Genomic DNA, 17,671 nt, shown 5'->3' with positions numbered 1-17,671 from the left:
CCTGATAGCCATTGCCGGACGCCGGCTCAACCCGTCATTCTGTGATTTGGACGCGTATTCGACCGTCAAGCGAACACTTCAGGAGATTGCGAGAATCTCCAGCTCCTGCTCCCCGACGTTCACCACATCCCCGACAGCCTTGCCCATCAGCAGCCTTGCGACGGGCGAGGCAAAGGAAATCGATCCGGCCTTGGGATCCGCTTCATCTTCTCCGACGATCCGATAGGTCTGGACGCGCCCATCGTCGCGGCTGAAGGTCACCGTGCTGCCGAAAGCGACATTCTCGAACGACGTCGGGTCGGGAACGAGCTGGGCGGTGTGAACCCTTGCTGCAAAATAGCGCGCATCGCGCATGGGACTTGCCTGCTGCCGCCGCCTTTCATTGACATCCTCGATCGCACTTGCGGCCTCATAGGCGGCGCGCGCCTGTCGGAGCTGCAATTCCAAAGCCATCAATCCCGCTTCCGTCACCAGGTTCGGATGAGGCGAAATCGGACGATCAGGCAGCAGGGTTTCCGCAGCGGTTTCGGAACTCTCTTCCTTGGTGAAGGCAACGCTCAATCTTAAACTCCGTCTGGTGCGAACGCCCTTGCGGTGCATGGAGCGCCTGGCTCGCCCGTTTTTCGGACCCATGCATACGACAACAACGGAGGAACCGCCAATCTCCTCGGCATCAACGATTAATCTCCGCCAGACGAGCCATGCCGGTATCGGGCCACAAACAGACCCGAAACAATAAATGGCGGACCGAGGTCCGCCATTCACATGTCGAAAGTTCCATCCCGCCTTACTTGGCGTTCGGGTCCTTGATCTTCGGGAAGGTCGCGAATTCGACGTTGTAGAGTTCGCCGTTCACTTCCTTGACTTCGCGCATGTAGATGTCCTGGACGATATCGCGGGTGGTCGGATCGATGGTGATCGGGCCGCGCGGGCTCACCCAAGTGGCACCCTTCATGGCTTCGATGAGCTTGGTGCCATCGGTATCGCCATTGGTCTTCTTCAGCGCCATGTAGGCGAGTGTCATGGCGTCATAGCCGCCGACCGACATGAAGTTCGGGCGCATGTTGTTGGCAGCCTTTTTCACCTGGGCGACGAAAGCCTTGTTTTCCGGGCTGTCGTGCAGGGCCGAATAGAAATGGCCGGTAATGACGCCCTTGGCGACCGGGCCCATGCCGTTCAGCAGGTCGTCGTCGGTGACGTCGCCGGTTGCAATCAGCTTGATGCCGGCGTCGGCCAGGCCACGGTCGACATACTGCTTCATGAACTGCGCACCGATGCCGGCCGGCACGAAGGCGAAGACCGCGTCAGGCTTGGCGTCACGGACGCGCTGCAGGAAGGGAGCGAAATCCGGGTTGGCCAACGGAACGCGGATCGCCTCGACGATCGTACCGCCGTCTTTCTTGAACTGGTTGGTGAAACCCTGCTCGATGTCGATCCCCGGACCGTAATCGGAAACCAGCGTCACGACCTTTTTCAGGTTGTTCTGCACCGCCCAGGTAGCCACCGGAACGGCGGACTGCGGGCCGCCCATCGAGGTGCGGACGTAATACTGCGACTGCGGCATGATCGCCGAGGTCGTTGCCGAGGTGATGATCGCCGGGATCTTCGCCTGGTTGAGAACCGGCGCAACCGACATGGCAAGCGGCGTCAAGCCGAAGCCCATCAGCATCTTGGCGCCGTCATTGACGACGAGTTCCTGGGCGATGCGGCGTGTCTGGTCGGCGACACCGCCGTCGTCGCGCAGCACGACTTCGATCTTCTTGCCGGCGACGGTGTCGCCGTTCAGCGCCATATAGGCCTTGACACCCGCCTCGACCTGACGGCCGGTGGACGCGAATGGGCCGGTCATCGGCAGGATAAGGCCGATCTTGACCGTTTCCTGCGCGGACGCCGGAATGGCAACGAGGCCGCCCATGGCGAACCCTGCCGCAGCCATCAATGTTCTTCTGCTAATCATTCTCTTTCCTCCTCTAAGACGAACTGTTCTCAAAGCTCCTGGTGACAGACCGCGTCCTCCTTGCGGCGTCCGGCCCATCACGCCCTGTCGGGATATATCGGGGACATCGCGATCAACAGTCAACGGGCGCGGCAGTTTGGCGTCCGACTATTTTCCCGCCTTCGTTAACCGCTGAACGTGGCCAGACGTTTCCCGAGAGCTCGGCCTGGATTTCGCAAATCCGTGTATACAGGCCCACCTCTTGCGTCGCGTTTTGTCAAAAACCACTCCCGGATACCGCTAACTTCGGCCCAGGTATCGAAACCGCAAGAAAAACCGGGATAGAAAAGGCCTGCCCTGCTCAGTCAGGAAAACCGCCGGCCTGTTGCTCCCCCTCAACGCCGTTAAACAAGCAATAAATCTGTATACATTGCCTGTCAATATTAGCCTTTGGGCCGAAAGCGTTATTTACCCGAACGCGAGCCGCTCGGCCTGGTTATCGTCTCTGCTCTTCGATCAGGCGTTCCAGGGCCTTCACCGCCAGCGGATAACCTGTAGCTCCAAGGCCGGCCATTACCGTTGTCGCCGTCATGGAGACATAGGAGTTGTGATAGATCGGTTCACGGCGATGGATGTTGCTGATGTGAAACTCGATGATCGGCCCCTTGAACATCTTCAACGCATCAAGAAGCGCCAGTGACGTGAAGGTGAAGGCGGCAGGGTTGATGATGATCCCGGCACCCTCGTCGATCGCCTCATGCACCCAGTCGATCAGCTTTTCCTCGCTGTTGGTCTGGCGGAACTCGACCGGACGTTCGCCCGCCGCCTCACGGCACCACGCCTCCACTTCCGCGAGCGTCGTGGTACCGTAGATTTCCGGCTCCCGCTTGCCGAGCCGATTGAGGTTCGGGCCGTTGAGAATATAGATCGGTTTCATCGGTTCACCCCTGATAACCCATTAGGCGCGGAAGCCACAGGACGACGTCCGGCACGAAAGTGATGATGACCAGGCTAACCACCATCCAGAAAATGAAGGGCGCCGCGTCCTTGATGATGTCCTTCACCGGCACGCCGGAAATGTTCGTCATGATGAAGAGCAGCAGCCCGTAAGGCGGCGTGACGAGACCGAGCATGATGTTGACGACCACCACGACCCCGAAATGCACCATGTCGATGCCGAGCGCCTGGGCGGTCGGAATGAAGACCGGCACGATGATCAGGAGGATCGCCGTGCCTTCCAGTACGCAGCCGAGCAGAAGCAGCAGGACGTTGACGAGGATGAGAAAACCGGTCGGCGTCAGGTCCCAGCCGGTCAACAGCACCCGGAGCGTGTCCGGGATATTTTCGATCGTCACGACATAGTTGAAGACCAGAGAACCGGCGATCAACATGCCGATCGACGCCGTCGACTTGGCGCTGAGCAACAGCGAATCGTAGAAGGCTCCGAAGCTGATGCTCCGGTAGATGACCAGCGAGATGACCAGCGCATAGGCGGCGGCGAGCGCGGCGGCTTCGGTCGGGGTCGTAATGCCCGAATAGATGCAGCCGAGCAGCACGACCGGCATCATCAAAGCCGGGAAGGCCCGCCAGGTGATGCGGGGAATATCCCGCAGCGGCACCGGATCTTCGACGGGGAAATTCTTGCGCCGCGCGGTGATCGCCACCTGCATCATCTGCAGGCCGGCCATCAGCAGGCCAGGCACCATACCTGCGAGGAAGAGGTAGCCGATCGAGGCATCCGACACGAGCGCATAGATGACCATCGGGATCGAGGGCGGGATGATCGGGCCGATGACGGACGTGACGGCCGTCAACGCCGCGGCATAGCTTGGCGTATAGCGCCCGTCCCGCGTCATCATGTTCTGCATCATCCGGCCGCTGCCGGCGGCATCGGCGATCGCCGAGCCGGACATGCCGGCAAAGATGATGCTTTGCACCACGTTGACCTGCGCCAGTCCGCCACGGAAGCGGCCGACCAGCACGTTGCAGAACGCCAGCAGCCGTTCGGTCATCGAACCAATATTCATGAATTCCGCGGCCAGCACGAACAGCGGCACCGAAAGGATGAGGTAGTTCGAATACATGCCGTTCAGGAACTGCTCGGCCACCGTGCCCATGTCCGCCCCGGCGAGGAGCAGGTAGAGGATCGAGCCGCACATCATGGAAAGGCCGATCGGCAGGCCGAGGAAGGCGAGCGCCGTGATGATGACGAGCGCGATCGAAAACGGACTTGTGAGGTTCATACGCCCGAGCCCGCCTTGGTGGGATCAAAGGCTTCAGGCGCCCTGCCGCGAACCGCGAGCACGCCGAGCCAGATATAACGCACGATCATCGCGACCGCGAAGACGATGTAGATGGAATAGAGGTAGTCGAAGCGGATTTTCAGATAGGCGGTACTTTCCACCTTCATGAAGGTCACATAGTCGATCACCGCCGGCAGGGAGATGCCGAACAGGACGACGAGCGCGATGGCGCAGATGGTCTGCATCACCCGCCGCGCCTTGTCGCCGGCGCCGGCCCAGAAGAAGTCGAAGCGGATTTCTTCCACCTCCCGCACCACGAAGGCGGCGCCGAAGAGCACGATCCAGATCCACAGCACGACGCTGATCTCGTTGGTCCAGCCGACCGACAGGTTCAGGAGGTAGCGGAAGACGATCTGCAGGACGAAGGCGACAAACATCCCGAGCAGCATCAGCGCCAGGAGATTTTCGGCGCGGCGCCGCAGCCAGCCGCCGGCAGCGATAAGTTTCGAATTCATATACCCCTCCCCCGGAGGCTCAGCCACCAGGCCGGGCGTTTCACCGCTCCGGCCTGCCGCCGCATTTGCAAGGAGCCCGCCCGTATAGGCGGGTCATTTCAGATGGCTGCGACCTTTTCGAGGACGCCCTTTGGCCAGGACTTGGCAAGATCGGACGCCAGGTACTTCTCCTGCGCAAATTTGCGGAAGGCGGCGATGTCCGGCTCGTAAATATTGAGGCCGGCTTTCTTGAATTCGTCGACCAGCGTTTTCTCCTGCGCGAGATGCTGGTCCTCGCTCCACTTCATGGCCTTGTCGGCAGCGGCCTGGAACGCCTTCTGCTGATCGGCGCTCATGCCCTTCCAGATCTTGCTGGAAATGGTGAGCAGGTCGTAGCCGATGAGGTGCGAGGTCATGACGATCTGCGACATGACTTCATAGAACTTCATGTTCTTGACGTTCGGCAGCGGATTGTCCTGGCCGTCGATCGCGCCGGTCTGCAGTCCGGTATAGACTTCCGCATAGGCCATCGGCGTGGGATTGGCTCCCAACGAAGCGCCGAGGAACTGCCATGCGTCGCCACCCGGCATGCGCAGCTTGATGCCGGCCATGTCTGCGGGCGTGGTGATCTTCTTGTTCGGCTTCAAACCGATCTGCCGGGCGCCGAAATAGGTGGGACCGAGAATATGAACGCCGAGTTTTTCGTCGGCCATCTTCTTGAATTCGGCGCCGACCTCGCTCTGGAAGAACTTGGTCACATGCTGCGCATCGCGGAACAGATAGGCCGAAGTGAGCACCGACCATTCCGGGATCTGGTTGGAAATATCCTGCGGAGCGATATTGCCCATCTGCAGATTGCCGCGCTGGATGGCGACGAGTTCGGTGCCCTGTTTGAAGAGGTTGCCGCCGTAATAAGGCTCCAGCTTGTACGAGCCGGCGATAGCCTCGGCGAACATCTTGGTCATCTGGGCGCGGATATCCTGCTCGGAAAATACCGCGGAAAATTTCAGGACCGGCTTGTCCTGTGCCAGCGCAGGCACGGACAGGGCGGCAGTTGCCAATGTGGCGCCGAGAAAGTGTCGGCGAGTCAAATCGAATGTCATGGGCTGGTTCCTCCTCCTCACGGCGCGCCGCCTACCTGCGACGAAGCCTCCCTTGTGCGGCATTCCTCCCGAGAATGCCCTATCTTTGTATTGTACGAAATAGTTCGTATAAGTCAATTCTGTCTTTGTCTGACTTCTCCCGCTTTCATACAGAAGACCAAAAACATCATGTTACCGGAATTCTACCCTGTATTTTCTATTCCATCAGCTATATACGAGAATCCCAAAGGGGGGAACATGCTGAAATCAGAAAAAGAGGCAGCAGAGACGATCGGCGAGACCGTGTTTCGGCGGATACGCCAGGATATCATTTCCGGCGCACTGCCCCCTGGTTCCAAAATCAGGCTCGAGCAGACCAAGGAGCGTTATTCCGTCAGCGTCTCGACGCTCAGGGAAATATTGAGCCGGCTCACCACAGAGAACCTCGTTATCGCCGAAGGGCAGCGTGGATTCGAGGTGAGCCCGGCGTCCCGGCAGGAACTCCTGGAACTGGCGGATCTTCGTATCTTGCTCGAAAGCCATGCGATCGATCTCTCCTTCGCAGCAGGAGATCTCGATTGGGAAGCGCGGATCGTCGCGGCGCATCACAAGCTTTCGGCGATCGAGCGTCAGCTTCTCGAAGGCGATGCCTCACGCACGGTCGACTGGGTACGTTACGATTGGGAATTTCATCAGGCTCTCGTGTCGGCTTGCAATTCCGAGACGCTGATGGCGACGCTCTCATCCGTCTTCGACCGCTTCCTGCGCTACCATCTGCTGGCCGAAAGTTTTCGCGGCAAGCCGGTGGTGGACGACCACCGGCGACTATTCGAGCTTGCCATGAAACGGGATGTCGCAGGGGCGCGGGACATACTGACGCGGCATGTCCGCAACGGCACCGAACACGTCTTGAAAAGTGGCCGTATCCGGTGATTTGGCCGCAAATCGGCATCAGATCCTGGTGAGGCGTTCGGCCGAGACGAGACGACTTCCCCGAGGCCCAACAATCGATGATCTGGGGCCGGCAGACGACCGTGACGGATCAGATGGCAAAACTGTTGGATAGGCGGTCCAGATCTTCCGAGATCGCAGCCGCTGCCGACTGCAGGATCGGTGCGTAGCGTTCGCAAGCCTCCCGCTCCGAACTGAAGGCCGAGGTGAAGTAGGTGAGCCCTATGCTCGCAAGGACCCGCCCGCCCTGGCCGATGATGGGAACGCCGATGGTATTGGAGTTCTTTGGCTCCACGAGAGACGACCGGGTGGCATAGCCGTCTCGATGGACCTTGTTGACAACCCGCTTCAGTTCGGCCGGATGATGACTGAGCGCGTTCTCCGGATCATCCGATCTCTTCAGCACGTCGATGATCAGGTCGAATTCATCCTTGTCGAGGAAGGCCAGGTAAGCCAAGCCCAGTCCGCGCGTCAGCAGACTGAGACGCTTGTTGACCGTGCTGTGAAACGGCGAAATAAAGCTGTCCGGCACCGTGCTGAAGCGCACCACCATCCCGTCGTAGTCCGGCAGGGCAATCGCTATCGGCCATTTGTGTTTGCGGGTCATTGCGATGGCCCAGGCGCGCCCTGCTTCCACGACCAGCGGCCCCTTGTGAAAGCCTGAACTCAAGGACGTCACCAGTCCGCTGACCTGATAGCCGCCTTGGCGTGTATCGTTTTCCACATATCCGGCTTCCTCCAGCGTGCGGAGGATGCGCACGAGAGTAGGTTTCGGAAGCTTTGTCCGGGCATGCAGTTGGGCAATTGTATTGATTGGGTGAAGGTTCAGCTCTTGCAGAACATTCATCGCGCGTTCGATTGCTCGAATGCCCATGGATCCTCCTCCCGTAGAATCTAGATGGCTGTTTCGACTAGCGAAATGCCGGGGATGATAAGTTGTCGCGATCTGGAGTCAAGCTTTAGGGAGGTTCAAGACGTAAGTAGGAGATTGCCATGGCTTCGGCAGACGATGTGAACCGCAATAGACAGGAAGTCAGAAGGCTTATCGCCGGTATTGACGATGAGCTGGCCAGCACTTTGCTGCGTGGCGCGGTTGATCTTCACGTTCACTCCGGTCCTTCGACGATGCCCCGGCAGCTCGACCACATGGAGGCCGCCGAAGAGGCGGCGGCGGCGGGCATGCGCGGGCTTCTGTTCAAGGACCATCATTATTCGGTCGCGCCAGTGATCCCGATGATGGAGAGGCTGTTCGGAGACCGCGGCCTGTCGATGTTCAGCGGCCTCGTGCTCAACAATTCGACTGGCGGATTGAACCCGTTCGTCGTCGACGCCCAGCTGAAAATGGGCGCAAAGCTGATCTGGATGCCAACCGCACAGGCAGCCAATCACATCCGCAGCGCACACCGCAAGACGCGGCTTGCTTCAAATGTCCAGCTTAGACATTCGCCGGCGCTGACACCTCTCGATGCCTATGGGAACATTTTGGACGAGGTGAAGCAGATTCTCGATATGATCGCGGAATTCGATGCCATCCTGTCCTCAGGACATCTGCATGTCTGGGAAATCTGGAAGCTCTTCGATGAAGCGCGTGCCCGGGGTGTCAAGCGCCTGCTCGTCAACCATCCGATGTACGGCCTCCATTTCACCCCCGACGACGTTCGCGAACTGGCTCAGTTGGGCGCCCTCATCGAACAGTCCGCCGGCCTGTATGTCGATTCCCGCTTCAACACCTATACGCCGGAGGAATTCAAGGAACACATCCTTGCCGCAGGCGTCGCGCATTCCTCGATCGGCTCGGATCTCGGGCAGGTCGACAATCCCACACCGGTGGAAGGCATGCGCCAGGCCATCAAGCTCTGCCTGGCACTGGGTTTCAACGAAACGGAGGTGCGGACCATGGTTGCAGACAATCCAGCCAAGCTGGTGGGATTGCCGACATGACCACTCCATTCCGCTGACCCAGCCACATGCAAGTCATCGAGATCGAACGTCCGGGCGGGCCTGAAGTTCTGCGGATCGTTGAACGCCCGCGGCCGCGGCCGCAGGCCGGAGAAGTGCTGATCCGTGTCGTCGCAGCCGGGGTCAATCGGCCGGATGTCCAGCAGCGGCGCGGTCTCTATCCACCGCCGCCAGGCGCATCCGAAATTCCAGGTCTCGACGTTGCCGGGGTCATCGATGACGCCGGTGAAGGCGTTGAGGGGCTTCGGGCAGGAGACCTGGTCTGCGCCCTCGTCAACGGCGGCGGTTACGCTGAGTTCTGCGTGGCGCCGGCCGTGCAATGCATGCCGATCCCGAAAGGCCTGAGCTTTATCGAGGCTGCTTCGCTTCCGGAAGTCTTCTTCACGGCCTGGAACAACCTGATCTGGCTGGCGCGGCTGGAATATGGGGAGACCCTGTTGATCCAGGGCGGCACCAGCGGGGTCGGAATGGCCGGCATCCAGATCGCCACGCGGCTTCGAGGCGCAACCGTCTTTGCGACCGCCGGCACCGCCAAGAAGCGAGCGGTCTGCAGGATCGTTGGCGCGCAAGCCGCGGTCGACTATCGCGATGCCTGGGATGAACACATCCGCGACCTGACCGGCGGCGAAGGGGTCGATGTCATCCTGGACGGGCAAGCCGGAGATCAGACGCAGCGCCAGATAGACCTCCTGAAGGACGACGGCCGGCTGGTCTTCATCGCCAGCCATCAAGGCAGCATGGCGCAGGTGAACATCCGCACACTGGTTCGCCGACGACTGACGATTGCCGGATCGACGCTGAGACCAAGGCCACCCTCCTACAAGGGGCGGCTTGCAAAAGACCTGGTCGATCACGTTTGGCCGCTGCTCGAGGATGGCCGCATTGTCACCCGCATCCATCAGGTCGTCCCGTTCGGGCAAGTGCGGGAGGCTCATCGCATCCTGGACGAAAACCGCCAGATCGGCAAAGTTGTCCTTGCCGTCGACCCGGCGCTTGCCCACACCGTTCCATAACCGCCGCCGACACCTGAGATCCGGGGCCGACGGCGAGCCGATCGGTCGTCAGACCTGCGGCATCGGGTAATCGTCTGCATTGAGGACCCAGCCCGGCTTTTGCGAAAAATCCATCCGCGGCGGCGCGAAGATGTCCACCAGTTGATTTACGCCGGCCGATTCAGCGGTTGTCGTGTGGATCGAGGGCGGCGGGATAACGCAGATTGACGGCGATTCGCAGTAGAGATGCTCGTCCTCCCGCCAGATGTTCATGTTCGTGGTCCAGGGCCAGCGCAGATGGTGCGTAAAGGAACCGCTTAACGCCAGCGAGCATTGCTCGAAATCGTCGTGATGGTGCGGGGACACCTTGTCCCGCTCGCGAGGCCCGATGCGCGGCGACAGGTAGTTGATCATGAATGTCGTGCAACGGTAGATCCGCCCGAACCGGGACGGATCGTCCGGAACCTCCAGCGTGTACCACTTCAACTTCAGCCCGCCGGGCGGCTCCGGCCAGGCTTCGAAGGGGGGGACATTGGGATGCGCCCCAAGGAAGGCATCCGCGTTCGAGGCGATGCTAGCGAGGTCCTCGGACTTCGGTGTAAAAAGGCGCACGATGCTGCCGCCCGTCGATACCCGGATAGAGCTATCGCCCGGCGGCACGAAAGCGATGGAATATCCCGGAACAACGGCGGTTCCCTCTGCGGTCGTGATTTCGACCGAAGTCTCCTTGTCGGGAATTATCAAGGCATATTCGTCGGGCTGCGACCGCCGTGAGAAGAGGCCGCCTTCTTTGGCGTTGCTGTATGCGACGACGAAGTTCTGTCCACGACTGATCCACGTGTCGCCGTTGGCGTCGGCGATCTGGGGCACGGTTTCGTAGAATAGGGCAAGCTGCGAGCCGAAATAGCTGTCGTGCACCTTCGTGCCGTTAGGTTTTGCAGCATTGGACAGATTGGATCGTGGATCACTTTGAACGTACATTGGCATCTCCGCTTTTCTGCCAGAATTGTTGGCCGTCGTCGAAATCGCCTGGCTTGCGCCAGGGAACCGGATTGTCTTGAGGCAGGGCTGAGCCGCGCGTTCCCGGGAAACCGGCCGAGCGACATGCACCACCGACAGGATCTAGCGCGGCTTCGGAAGCTGCTTCCTGAGCCCCAGAATCTCCCGCGCCTCGCCGGCGGTCGCGATGGTGCCTCCCAGCGCTCTTAAAATGCGCACCGCCTTCTCCACGAGCACGGTGTTGCTCGTGGCAAGGACGCCTTTTTCCAGATAGATGTTGTCCTCCAGGCCGACCCGAACGTGGCCGCCAAGAAGCCAGGCCTGCGCCAGCATCGGAAACTCCCAGCGCCCTACGCCAAAGGCCGCCCAATGAGCGCCCGCCGGCAGAAGCGACTTCATGTACATGAGCGTTTCCGGCGTGGCGATTGCCCCGTAACGCACTCCGAGGACGATCTGAAACAGCGCGGGCTCCGCCAGCCTGCCCTCCTGAAGGAACTGATTGGCGAGCTGGATGTCTCCCGTATCGAATACCTCGATCTCCGGCAGTACACCCGCATTCCGGATGATGTCCGCCATGGCCGCGAGATTGCGGGGCGTATTGATGACGACCGAAGAGCCGGAATACATCGTGTTGAAATCGAGACTGCAGATCTCGGGCCGCAAGGAAGCGACATGTTCGACCCGCTGCTCCGGCCGCATCAGCGTGGTCCCGGGCGCCGCGATGCGTGGTTCGTCTTCGCTGGGGACGAAACGCCCGCCCGGCCCGGTCGTGAGGTTGATGATCACGTCCTCGTCAGCTGCCCGCAGGCGCTCGACAACCTCGCGATAGTGCTGCAACTCCATGCTTGGCCTGCCGTCCGGATGCCTCACATGGATATGAACGATCGCGGCGCCTGCCCGTGCAGCATCGATGCAGGCAGCAGCGATCTGCTCCGGAGTGACCGGCAGATAGGGCGTCTGATCGACTGTCGTGATATTGCCTGTGACGGCGCAGCTTATGATGGTTGGATTGGCCAAGGCTTCTGTGTTCCTCGTTGAGCGTCACGCGCGAATGAAGTCGCACTGTCCTGAGATACTGGCTCGCACCCGAAGCTGCGGATCACAATCATTATCGCCGCCCGTTTCGCGAGAAGAAATGCCAGCCGGGTGGGGAATGTTTCGCAGGGAGAAACGAGACCGCAATTGCCTTCGCTCCTGGCAATGAAATGGCTAGGGATCGGTATCGAAAGGTGGCCAGATGACACAACAGCGTCCCGATTTTACCGCATTCCGTGAACGACTGCTGACGCGCCAACGGATGTTCGGCACATTTCTCAAGCTTCCCACGACGCAGGTGGTCGAGATATTGGGAGCGATCGGCTACGATTTCGTGGTCATCGACCAGGAGCATGCCGCGCTCGGGCGCGACATAACCGACCTGATGATCTTTGCCGCGCGTGCATCGAATATCGCGCCAGTCGTGCGCATCGCCGAATTCAGCGAAGCAAACATCTTGTCGGCGCTCGATTCGGGCGCGATGGGGATCATGGTCCCGCATGTAAGCACGGTCGAAAAGGCGCAGGCCATTGCACGCAGCTGCCGGTATACGGGAGGCAGCCGAGGTTTTGCCGGACTGACACGCGCCAGCAATTGGGGAAGTATTGGCGCGGTAGATCATATGTCGCTGCAGGACAGCCGGGTCGCCTGCATCGCCATGATCGAAGATTTCGAAGCCGTTGACCGGACGGGCGATATCGCCAGGGTAGATGGTATAGACGCTTTATTCATCGGTCGGGGAGATCTGACGGCAGCATACCGAGGCGATCCGCAGGCCGGCGCCAAGGTGGCGGAAACAAGCAGGCGGATCGCGGCGGCGGCAGGGGAGGCCGATATTCCGCTCATGATGTTGCCGACCAGCAAGGCCGACTTCAATTTTGCGGCCGAACTCGGCGCGAGTGCGATGTTGGTGTCGAGCGATCATGGCTTCATCCGATCGGCCGCCGCCGCCGCCCTCAAGGAATACTCGGCCTGAATTTATTATCGGCAAGATTTTCGGGAGGAAAAATGCCACTGATCGAAGTTCCGGAACTGGCAGTTCCAAAAGTTGCGCTCGTCACCGGTGGGAACAGCGGTATCGGGCGCGCGGTCGCGGCGCGGCTCGCCAGGATGGGCACGACCGTCGTGGTCGGCTACAACAGCCGCCGGGAGATGGCGGATGACGTCGTCAAAAGCCTTCACGGCAGCGGCCACTGCGCCATGCGCATCTCGATCGATGATCCGGCATCCGTTACCGAGGCAGCCGTCGAATTCGGTGAAAAATTCGGTGGTCTCGATGCCCTGGTCAACTGCGGGGGTGCGACAACCCCAGTCGCGGCAAGCGACCTCGACGCGCTGACCGACGAGATATTCGATCGCGCGGTAGCAATAAATCTCAGAGGCCCCTTCGCGATGGTTCGTGCATTCCGCCCGATGCTGGAGCGAGGCGATAACGCGGCCGTCGTCAATATCTCCTCCATTGCGGCCCGAACCGGTGTGGGAAGCAGCTTGGCCTATATTGCGGCGAAGGGCGGATTGGATGCGCTCACAATTGCGCTGGCCAAGGTGCTGGCGCCCAAAGTTCGGGTTTTCTCCGTTTCGCCCGCCGGGGTGGATACGGATTTCGTTCCTCACCGTACCCGGGATCAGCTGCAAAAAGTCGCAGAACGACTTCCTCTCGCCAGAATCACCGCTCCCGACGATGTCGCGCGGGCCGTGACAGCCTGCATCGTCAACCTCACGAGTTCGACAGGGATCGTCATACCGGTCGACGAAGGTCGCCATCTCTAGCCGGTGAAGCCGCGGATATCTGAGAGGCGGCGGCGACCTCGGTCGCGGCCTTCTCGCTGCTTCCGCATCACCGGCCGATCGTCTGGCGAAACAGATTGCCTGTGACATTGCCAGCGTGAGCCGGCTTTGTATTGTGAATGACTGCGACGCGGTGAAAGGTATTGGTTCGGCTGTAGAACAGACAAACCAGCACGCATAATCGCAGGTTGCATGAACAAATTTGAGAATGGGAGCCTCGGATGAAGCTGAGCCAAGATGTTCTACTGGGACTCTTTTTCGTTGTTTTCGGTGTCGTGTCCGTTTCAATTGCGATGAGTTATCCATTCGGCACTTCAGGTCGGATGGGACCCGGATACTTTCCCGTCATCATTTCGAGTTTGCTGGTGTTGACGGGCCTCCTCGTCCTCTTTCGCGCGCAGTTGGTCCAACCGGAAATACTGCCCGCCATTCGATGGAAGCCGCTCTTGTTGATCCCCGGTGCGGTCGTGATTTTCGGGCTGGCGGTCGAGACACTCGGGTTGCCGCTGGCCATTCTCCTGCTGACGATCTTAAGCGCGGCGACGAGCATCAAATTCCACATCGGATGGAAGGCCGTCGCAGGGTCTCTCGCCTTTGCTGCGCTCTGCTCCGTCATCTTCATCGAACTCCTCGGCCTGCCCATCCCCATGGTGGGGAGCTGGCTGCGAGTTCTCGGTTTCTAACCGTTTTGCAGGATTGACATGGACATTTTCGACGGACTTCTCCTGGGGTTTTCGACGGCAACGACGCTGTCCAATTTCGCCTATTGTTTTGCGGGGGTGCTTCTAGGCACCGCGGTCGGTGTCCTGCCCGGCCTCGGACCGATCGCGACCATTTCCATACTCTTGCCGTTCACGTTCGGGCTGCCGGTCGATACAGCGCTGATCATGCTGGCGGGCATCTTCTACGGATCGCAATACGGAGGCTCAACGACTGCGATTCTGATGAACCTTCCAGGAGAGGCATCATCCGTCGTCACCACGCTCGACGGGCACCAGATGGCAAAACAGGGCAAGGCCGGTCGCGCGCTGGCTGCGGCCGCAATCGGCAGCTTCTTCGCCGGCACGGTGGGAACGCTTTTCATCGTGATAGCGGCGCCACTGCTGGCAAGCCTTGCCCTCACCTTCGGGCCTGCGGAATATTTCTCGCTGATCATGCTCGGCCTCATCACGTCCATGGTGCTGACCAGCGGATCGCTGCTGACAGCCTTCGGCATGGCGCTGTTCGGCATCATCCTCGGGATGATCGGAACCGACATCAATACAGGGGCCGCGCGATATACGTTCGGCTCGCCCTACCTGCTCGACGGTCTGGACTTCGTCGTCGTCGCCACGGGCATATTCGGCCTGGGTGACGTCCTTATCAACCTCGAAAACGAGCGTCTACGGGTGGTCGGGGTCGCGCCTGTCAGCAGCCTGTTCCCGACGGCCGAGGACTGGCGTCGGATGACTGCGCCGATCCTGCGCGGCACCGGCATCGGGGTCCTGCTGGGCGTATTGCCCGGCGCGGGCGTCCTGCTCGCGTCCTTCTCGGCATATGCTCTGGAGAAGAAGATATCGAAGCGCCCCGAGGAATTCGGCAAGGGTGCGATCGAGGGGGTAGCGGCACCGGAGGCCGCGAACAACGCCGCTGCGCAAACCTGCTTCATACCGATGCTGACGCTCGGCCTGCCGGGAACCGCGACCATGGCCCTGATGATTGGAGCGCTGGTCGTGCAGGGTGTCCAGCCCGGGCCGGAAATCCTGTCCCAGCAGCCTGCCCTGTTCTGGGGCCTGGTCGTCTCGATGTGGATTGGCAACCTGATGTTGCTCTTCCTGAACCTGCCGCTCGTGGGCATGTGGGCCAAGCTGATTTCGGTGCCGTACCATTTCCTGTTCCCGATGATCTGCGTGTTCATGGCAATCGGCGTCTACAGCATCAACAACAGCGTTTTCGACGTGTACATGATGGCGCTGTTCGGCGTGCTCGGATATTTCTTCAAGCGGATGGGAGCAGAGCCTGCGCCGCTCATCCTGGCCATGATCCTTGGTCCCATGGCGGAAGAATATCTGCGCCGGACGCTGCTGATCTCCCACGGAGATGCAAGCGTCTTCTTCACCAGCCCCCTTAGTCTTGGAACACTGGTGGTCGCCGCCCTGCTACTCCTCTCGATCGTGTCGCCGCGCTTTCGCAAAGTGCGCGAGGAAGGGCTGCAGGAAGTCGACTGATCGGCACCGCGTCGGACGCCCACATCCTGCCGGCGGAACCAGGCACGGATCCATATATGCACCACTTTGAGGAAATCCTTATGCAACTGGACGACGGCACGCGCCTAAAGGCCCTTCTAGACCGCGAAGAACTCTTCGATCTCGTGCGCCGCGAACGCTTTGCACGTGACCAGCGCCGTTTTGACGTGATGAGCGCATGCTTCCACCGCGAAGCCTATGTCCGAACAAGCTGGTACGAGGGACGCGGCGGTCAGGCCTATGTGGACGCTACGCGCGAGTGGATGAAGGCGACCGGCAACAGCAAACACTGGGTCTTTCCCGCCTTCGCACAAGTGACGAGGGACCGGGCAACGGTGGAAAGCCCGGCGATGATCTTCAACCGTGCGAGGCCTGACGGCGTCGAAATCGACCTTCACGTCTTCTGCCGGTTCTTCTCCCGCGCCGTGCGGGAGGGCGGCGCCTGGAAGCTCCTCACCTTCGAGGTCCTGTTCGAGAGGGACATCGTCAAGCCCGTCAACCCGTCGGAGGCACTTCCTATCGACTGGACCGTCCTGTCGACGATGCGGCCTTCCTACAAGTTCCTGGCTTATATCCAGCACACGCGCGGGGTGGCGGTAAGATCCGATCTGCTGGGCGACGACCAGCCGGACCAACTCAGCGCTTTTCACGAAGGCGAGGAGCGCTGGCTTGCCGGCAAGGACTGATGGCCGGCCTTGCGATTGAACGGACCATTCCAAGCAGCGGAATGGTCTCAGTCAGAGGTTCGCGGACACAATGCGGCACGATAGTGTTGCGCCTATGGAACCCGATTCAACGGGTGGGAGGAGACGTATAATGAACAGGCGGGAATTTATCGTATTGGGCGGGACAGCCGCCATGCTGGCGTCCAGGGGAATTGCGCTAGCCGACAGTTGGCCGAGCAAACCGGTCGTGGTGATCTCGGCCTATCCCCCGGGTGGCACCAGTGACATTATTGCCCGGCTGGTCGCCGACGCCTTGACGGCCAAATACGGCCAGCAATTCGTCATCGAAAACCACGCTGGCGCAGCTGGGGCCTTGGCCGGCGGCAGGCTCGCGCGCGCAGCGCCCGACGGCTACACGATCATGATCAGCGGCAGTGCGCCAATTGCGGCCAACAAGGTGGTGCAAAAGAACCTTGCATACGATCCGCAGGTGGACTTCACGCCGATCTCGATTGTCGCTGAAAGCCCGGCGCTGCTCAGCGCGAGCGCTTCGGCCCCCGCGAAATCGGTCCAGGAACTTATAGCCTATGCAAGGGCAAACCCTGGGAAGGTGAATATCGGAAATCCCGGCGCGGGGACCAAGGGGCACATCGCCGCTGCCATCATAGGCCAGATGGCCGGCGTACAAATCAACCATATCCCCTACAAGGGCTCGCCGCCGCTGCTGGCCGACCTGCTGGGCGGACACATCCACTTCGCGCTCGACGCGCCGTCCAACTATCTTCCCCATATCCGCGAGGGAAAAATCCGCGGGCTTGCGGTGACCTCGGCCAAGCGAATTCCGGAACTGCCCGAGGTGCAGACCGTCGCAGAACAGGGTCTCAACGGCTACGAGCAAACCCTCTGGTTCGGTGCTGTCGGCCCGAAGGGGATGCCCAAGGAGATCGTCGCCAAGATTCATACCGCCATCAAGGAGTGGAGCGATACGCCGGCAGCACAGAAGAAATTTGCATCGCTCGGACTGACACCCGTCGTCAACTCGCCCGACGAAATGGCTGGCTCGATCGAACGCGAGATCCGCTCGATCGAGCCGCTGGTCAAGGCTGGGCTTGTCGAGCCGACCTGAGCTGCTCGGTCGCAGGTTCAATAGGTCTTATGGGGGCCGCGGCCGCAATCACTTGGCCGCGACGCCCTTTGGAGCCCGTTTGGCGGGGCATAAGAGTCGACCGGCGGATCACCGCCCCGACGAGTTGGATCGCAGCGAGACTGGTGGATGAAGGGATGACATCTTCCAAGCGTTCG

General features: G+C 60.4%; 18 protein-coding genes. 9 read left to right on the top strand and 9 right to left on the bottom strand.

Annotated features, from left to right (window positions below; translation table 11 throughout):
* Positions 1 to 78: 78 nt before the first annotated feature.
* The 6 genes from greA to dctP all read right to left on the bottom strand — a co-directional run bounded on the left by greA (position 79) and on the right by dctP (position 5,776).
* Positions 79 to 561: a transcription elongation factor GreA gene (gene greA / locus J2857_RS19975; RefSeq protein ID WP_210011859.1), complete on the bottom strand. Its 483-nt coding sequence runs from the start codon at positions 559 to 561 to the stop codon at positions 79 to 81.
* Positions 562 to 787: 226 nt separating this feature from the next.
* A complete protein-coding gene (locus J2857_RS19970; protein WP_210011858.1) occupies positions 788 to 1,957 on the bottom strand; it encodes an ABC transporter substrate-binding protein in 1,170 nt (389 codons plus the stop codon).
* 475 nt (positions 1,958 to 2,432) lie between these two features.
* Complete coding sequence (locus tag J2857_RS19965; protein WP_210011857.1) at positions 2,433 to 2,873, bottom strand: type II 3-dehydroquinate dehydratase; 441 nt, start codon at positions 2,871 to 2,873, stop codon at positions 2,433 to 2,435.
* 4 nt (positions 2,874 to 2,877) lie between these two features.
* Positions 2,878 to 4,179, bottom strand: coding sequence for a TRAP transporter large permease (locus J2857_RS19960; RefSeq protein ID WP_210011856.1), 1,302 nt, complete (start codon positions 4,177 to 4,179; stop codon positions 2,878 to 2,880).
* On the bottom strand, positions 4,176 to 4,694 hold the full coding sequence (locus J2857_RS19955) for a TRAP transporter small permease (RefSeq protein WP_210011855.1): 519 nt from the start codon (positions 4,692 to 4,694) through the stop codon (positions 4,176 to 4,178). Before J2857_RS19955 ends, J2857_RS19960 begins: the two co-directional genes overlap by 4 nt.
* A gap of 98 nt (positions 4,695 to 4,792) precedes the next feature.
* Positions 4,793 to 5,776, bottom strand: a complete 984-nt coding sequence (gene dctP, locus J2857_RS19950) for a TRAP transporter substrate-binding protein DctP (protein WP_210011854.1) — start codon at positions 5,774 to 5,776, stop codon at positions 4,793 to 4,795.
* 237 nt (positions 5,777 to 6,013) lie between these two features.
* Between dctP and J2857_RS19945 the strand changes: the two genes are divergently transcribed.
* On the top strand, positions 6,014 to 6,688 hold the full coding sequence (locus tag J2857_RS19945) for a GntR family transcriptional regulator (RefSeq protein WP_210011853.1): 675 nt from the start codon (positions 6,014 to 6,016) through the stop codon (positions 6,686 to 6,688).
* 109 nt (positions 6,689 to 6,797) lie between these two features.
* Here J2857_RS19945 and J2857_RS19940 read toward each other — a convergent pair whose 3' ends face one another.
* A complete protein-coding gene (locus J2857_RS19940; RefSeq protein ID WP_210011852.1) occupies positions 6,798 to 7,580 on the bottom strand; it encodes a helix-turn-helix domain-containing protein in 783 nt (260 codons plus the stop codon).
* Between the two features lie 119 nt (positions 7,581 to 7,699).
* Here J2857_RS19940 and J2857_RS19935 point away from each other — a divergent pair, with 119 nt between their 5' ends.
* Together J2857_RS19935 and J2857_RS19930 are read left to right on the top strand one after the other, a co-directional pair.
* Positions 7,700 to 8,647: a DUF6282 family protein gene (locus J2857_RS19935; RefSeq protein ID WP_210011851.1), complete on the top strand. Its 948-nt coding sequence runs from the start codon at positions 7,700 to 7,702 to the stop codon at positions 8,645 to 8,647.
* A 26-nt stretch (positions 8,648 to 8,673) separates the two neighbouring features.
* Entirely contained in the window at positions 8,674 to 9,678 is a 1,005-nt protein-coding gene (locus J2857_RS19930) for an NAD(P)H-quinone oxidoreductase (protein WP_210011850.1), read from the top strand.
* A 48-nt stretch (positions 9,679 to 9,726) separates the two neighbouring features.
* On the opposite strand, the gene J2857_RS19925 is transcribed toward J2857_RS19930, so the two are convergent.
* Both J2857_RS19925 and J2857_RS19920 read right to left on the bottom strand, forming a co-directional pair.
* Complete coding sequence (locus tag J2857_RS19925; protein ID WP_348635697.1) at positions 9,727 to 10,770, bottom strand: hypothetical protein; 1,044 nt, start codon at positions 10,768 to 10,770, stop codon at positions 9,727 to 9,729.
* Positions 10,771 to 10,779: 9 nt separating this feature from the next.
* Complete coding sequence (locus J2857_RS19920; RefSeq protein WP_210011849.1) at positions 10,780 to 11,673, bottom strand: 3-keto-5-aminohexanoate cleavage protein; 894 nt, start codon at positions 11,671 to 11,673, stop codon at positions 10,780 to 10,782.
* Between the two features lie 220 nt (positions 11,674 to 11,893).
* Between J2857_RS19920 and J2857_RS19915 the strand changes: the two genes are divergently transcribed.
* The 6 genes from J2857_RS19915 to J2857_RS19890 all read left to right on the top strand — a co-directional run bounded on the left by J2857_RS19915 (position 11,894) and on the right by J2857_RS19890 (position 17,495).
* Positions 11,894 to 12,667 (top strand): HpcH/HpaI aldolase family protein, encoded by a 774-nt coding sequence (locus tag J2857_RS19915; protein WP_210011848.1) that lies wholly within the window; start codon positions 11,894 to 11,896, stop codon positions 12,665 to 12,667.
* Positions 12,668 to 12,699: 32 nt separating this feature from the next.
* Positions 12,700 to 13,461 (top strand): SDR family NAD(P)-dependent oxidoreductase, encoded by a 762-nt coding sequence (locus J2857_RS19910; RefSeq protein ID WP_210011847.1) that lies wholly within the window; start codon positions 12,700 to 12,702, stop codon positions 13,459 to 13,461.
* Positions 13,462 to 13,700: 239 nt separating this feature from the next.
* Positions 13,701 to 14,162, top strand: coding sequence for a tripartite tricarboxylate transporter TctB family protein (locus tag J2857_RS19905; RefSeq protein ID WP_210011846.1), 462 nt, complete (start codon positions 13,701 to 13,703; stop codon positions 14,160 to 14,162).
* Between the two features lie 18 nt (positions 14,163 to 14,180).
* The gene (locus tag J2857_RS19900; RefSeq protein ID WP_210011845.1) at positions 14,181 to 15,686 is read left to right on the top strand and encodes a tripartite tricarboxylate transporter permease; all 1,506 of its coding nucleotides are present in this window, start codon (positions 14,181 to 14,183) and stop codon (positions 15,684 to 15,686) included.
* 80 nt (positions 15,687 to 15,766) lie between these two features.
* The gene (locus J2857_RS19895; RefSeq protein ID WP_210011844.1) at positions 15,767 to 16,390 is read left to right on the top strand and encodes a nuclear transport factor 2 family protein; all 624 of its coding nucleotides are present in this window, start codon (positions 15,767 to 15,769) and stop codon (positions 16,388 to 16,390) included.
* 130 nt (positions 16,391 to 16,520) lie between these two features.
* Complete coding sequence (locus J2857_RS19890) at positions 16,521 to 17,495, top strand: Bug family tripartite tricarboxylate transporter substrate binding protein (protein WP_210011843.1); 975 nt, start codon at positions 16,521 to 16,523, stop codon at positions 17,493 to 17,495.
* Positions 17,496 to 17,671 lie beyond the last annotated feature (176 nt).

The sequence above is a fragment of the Neorhizobium galegae genome (assembly GCF_017877055.1).
Classification (GTDB): Bacteria; Pseudomonadota; Alphaproteobacteria; order Rhizobiales; family Rhizobiaceae; genus Neorhizobium; species Neorhizobium galegae_D.
Note: the sequence above shows the minus strand (reverse complement) of the source record. Positions and strands in the feature narration are given on the sequence as shown.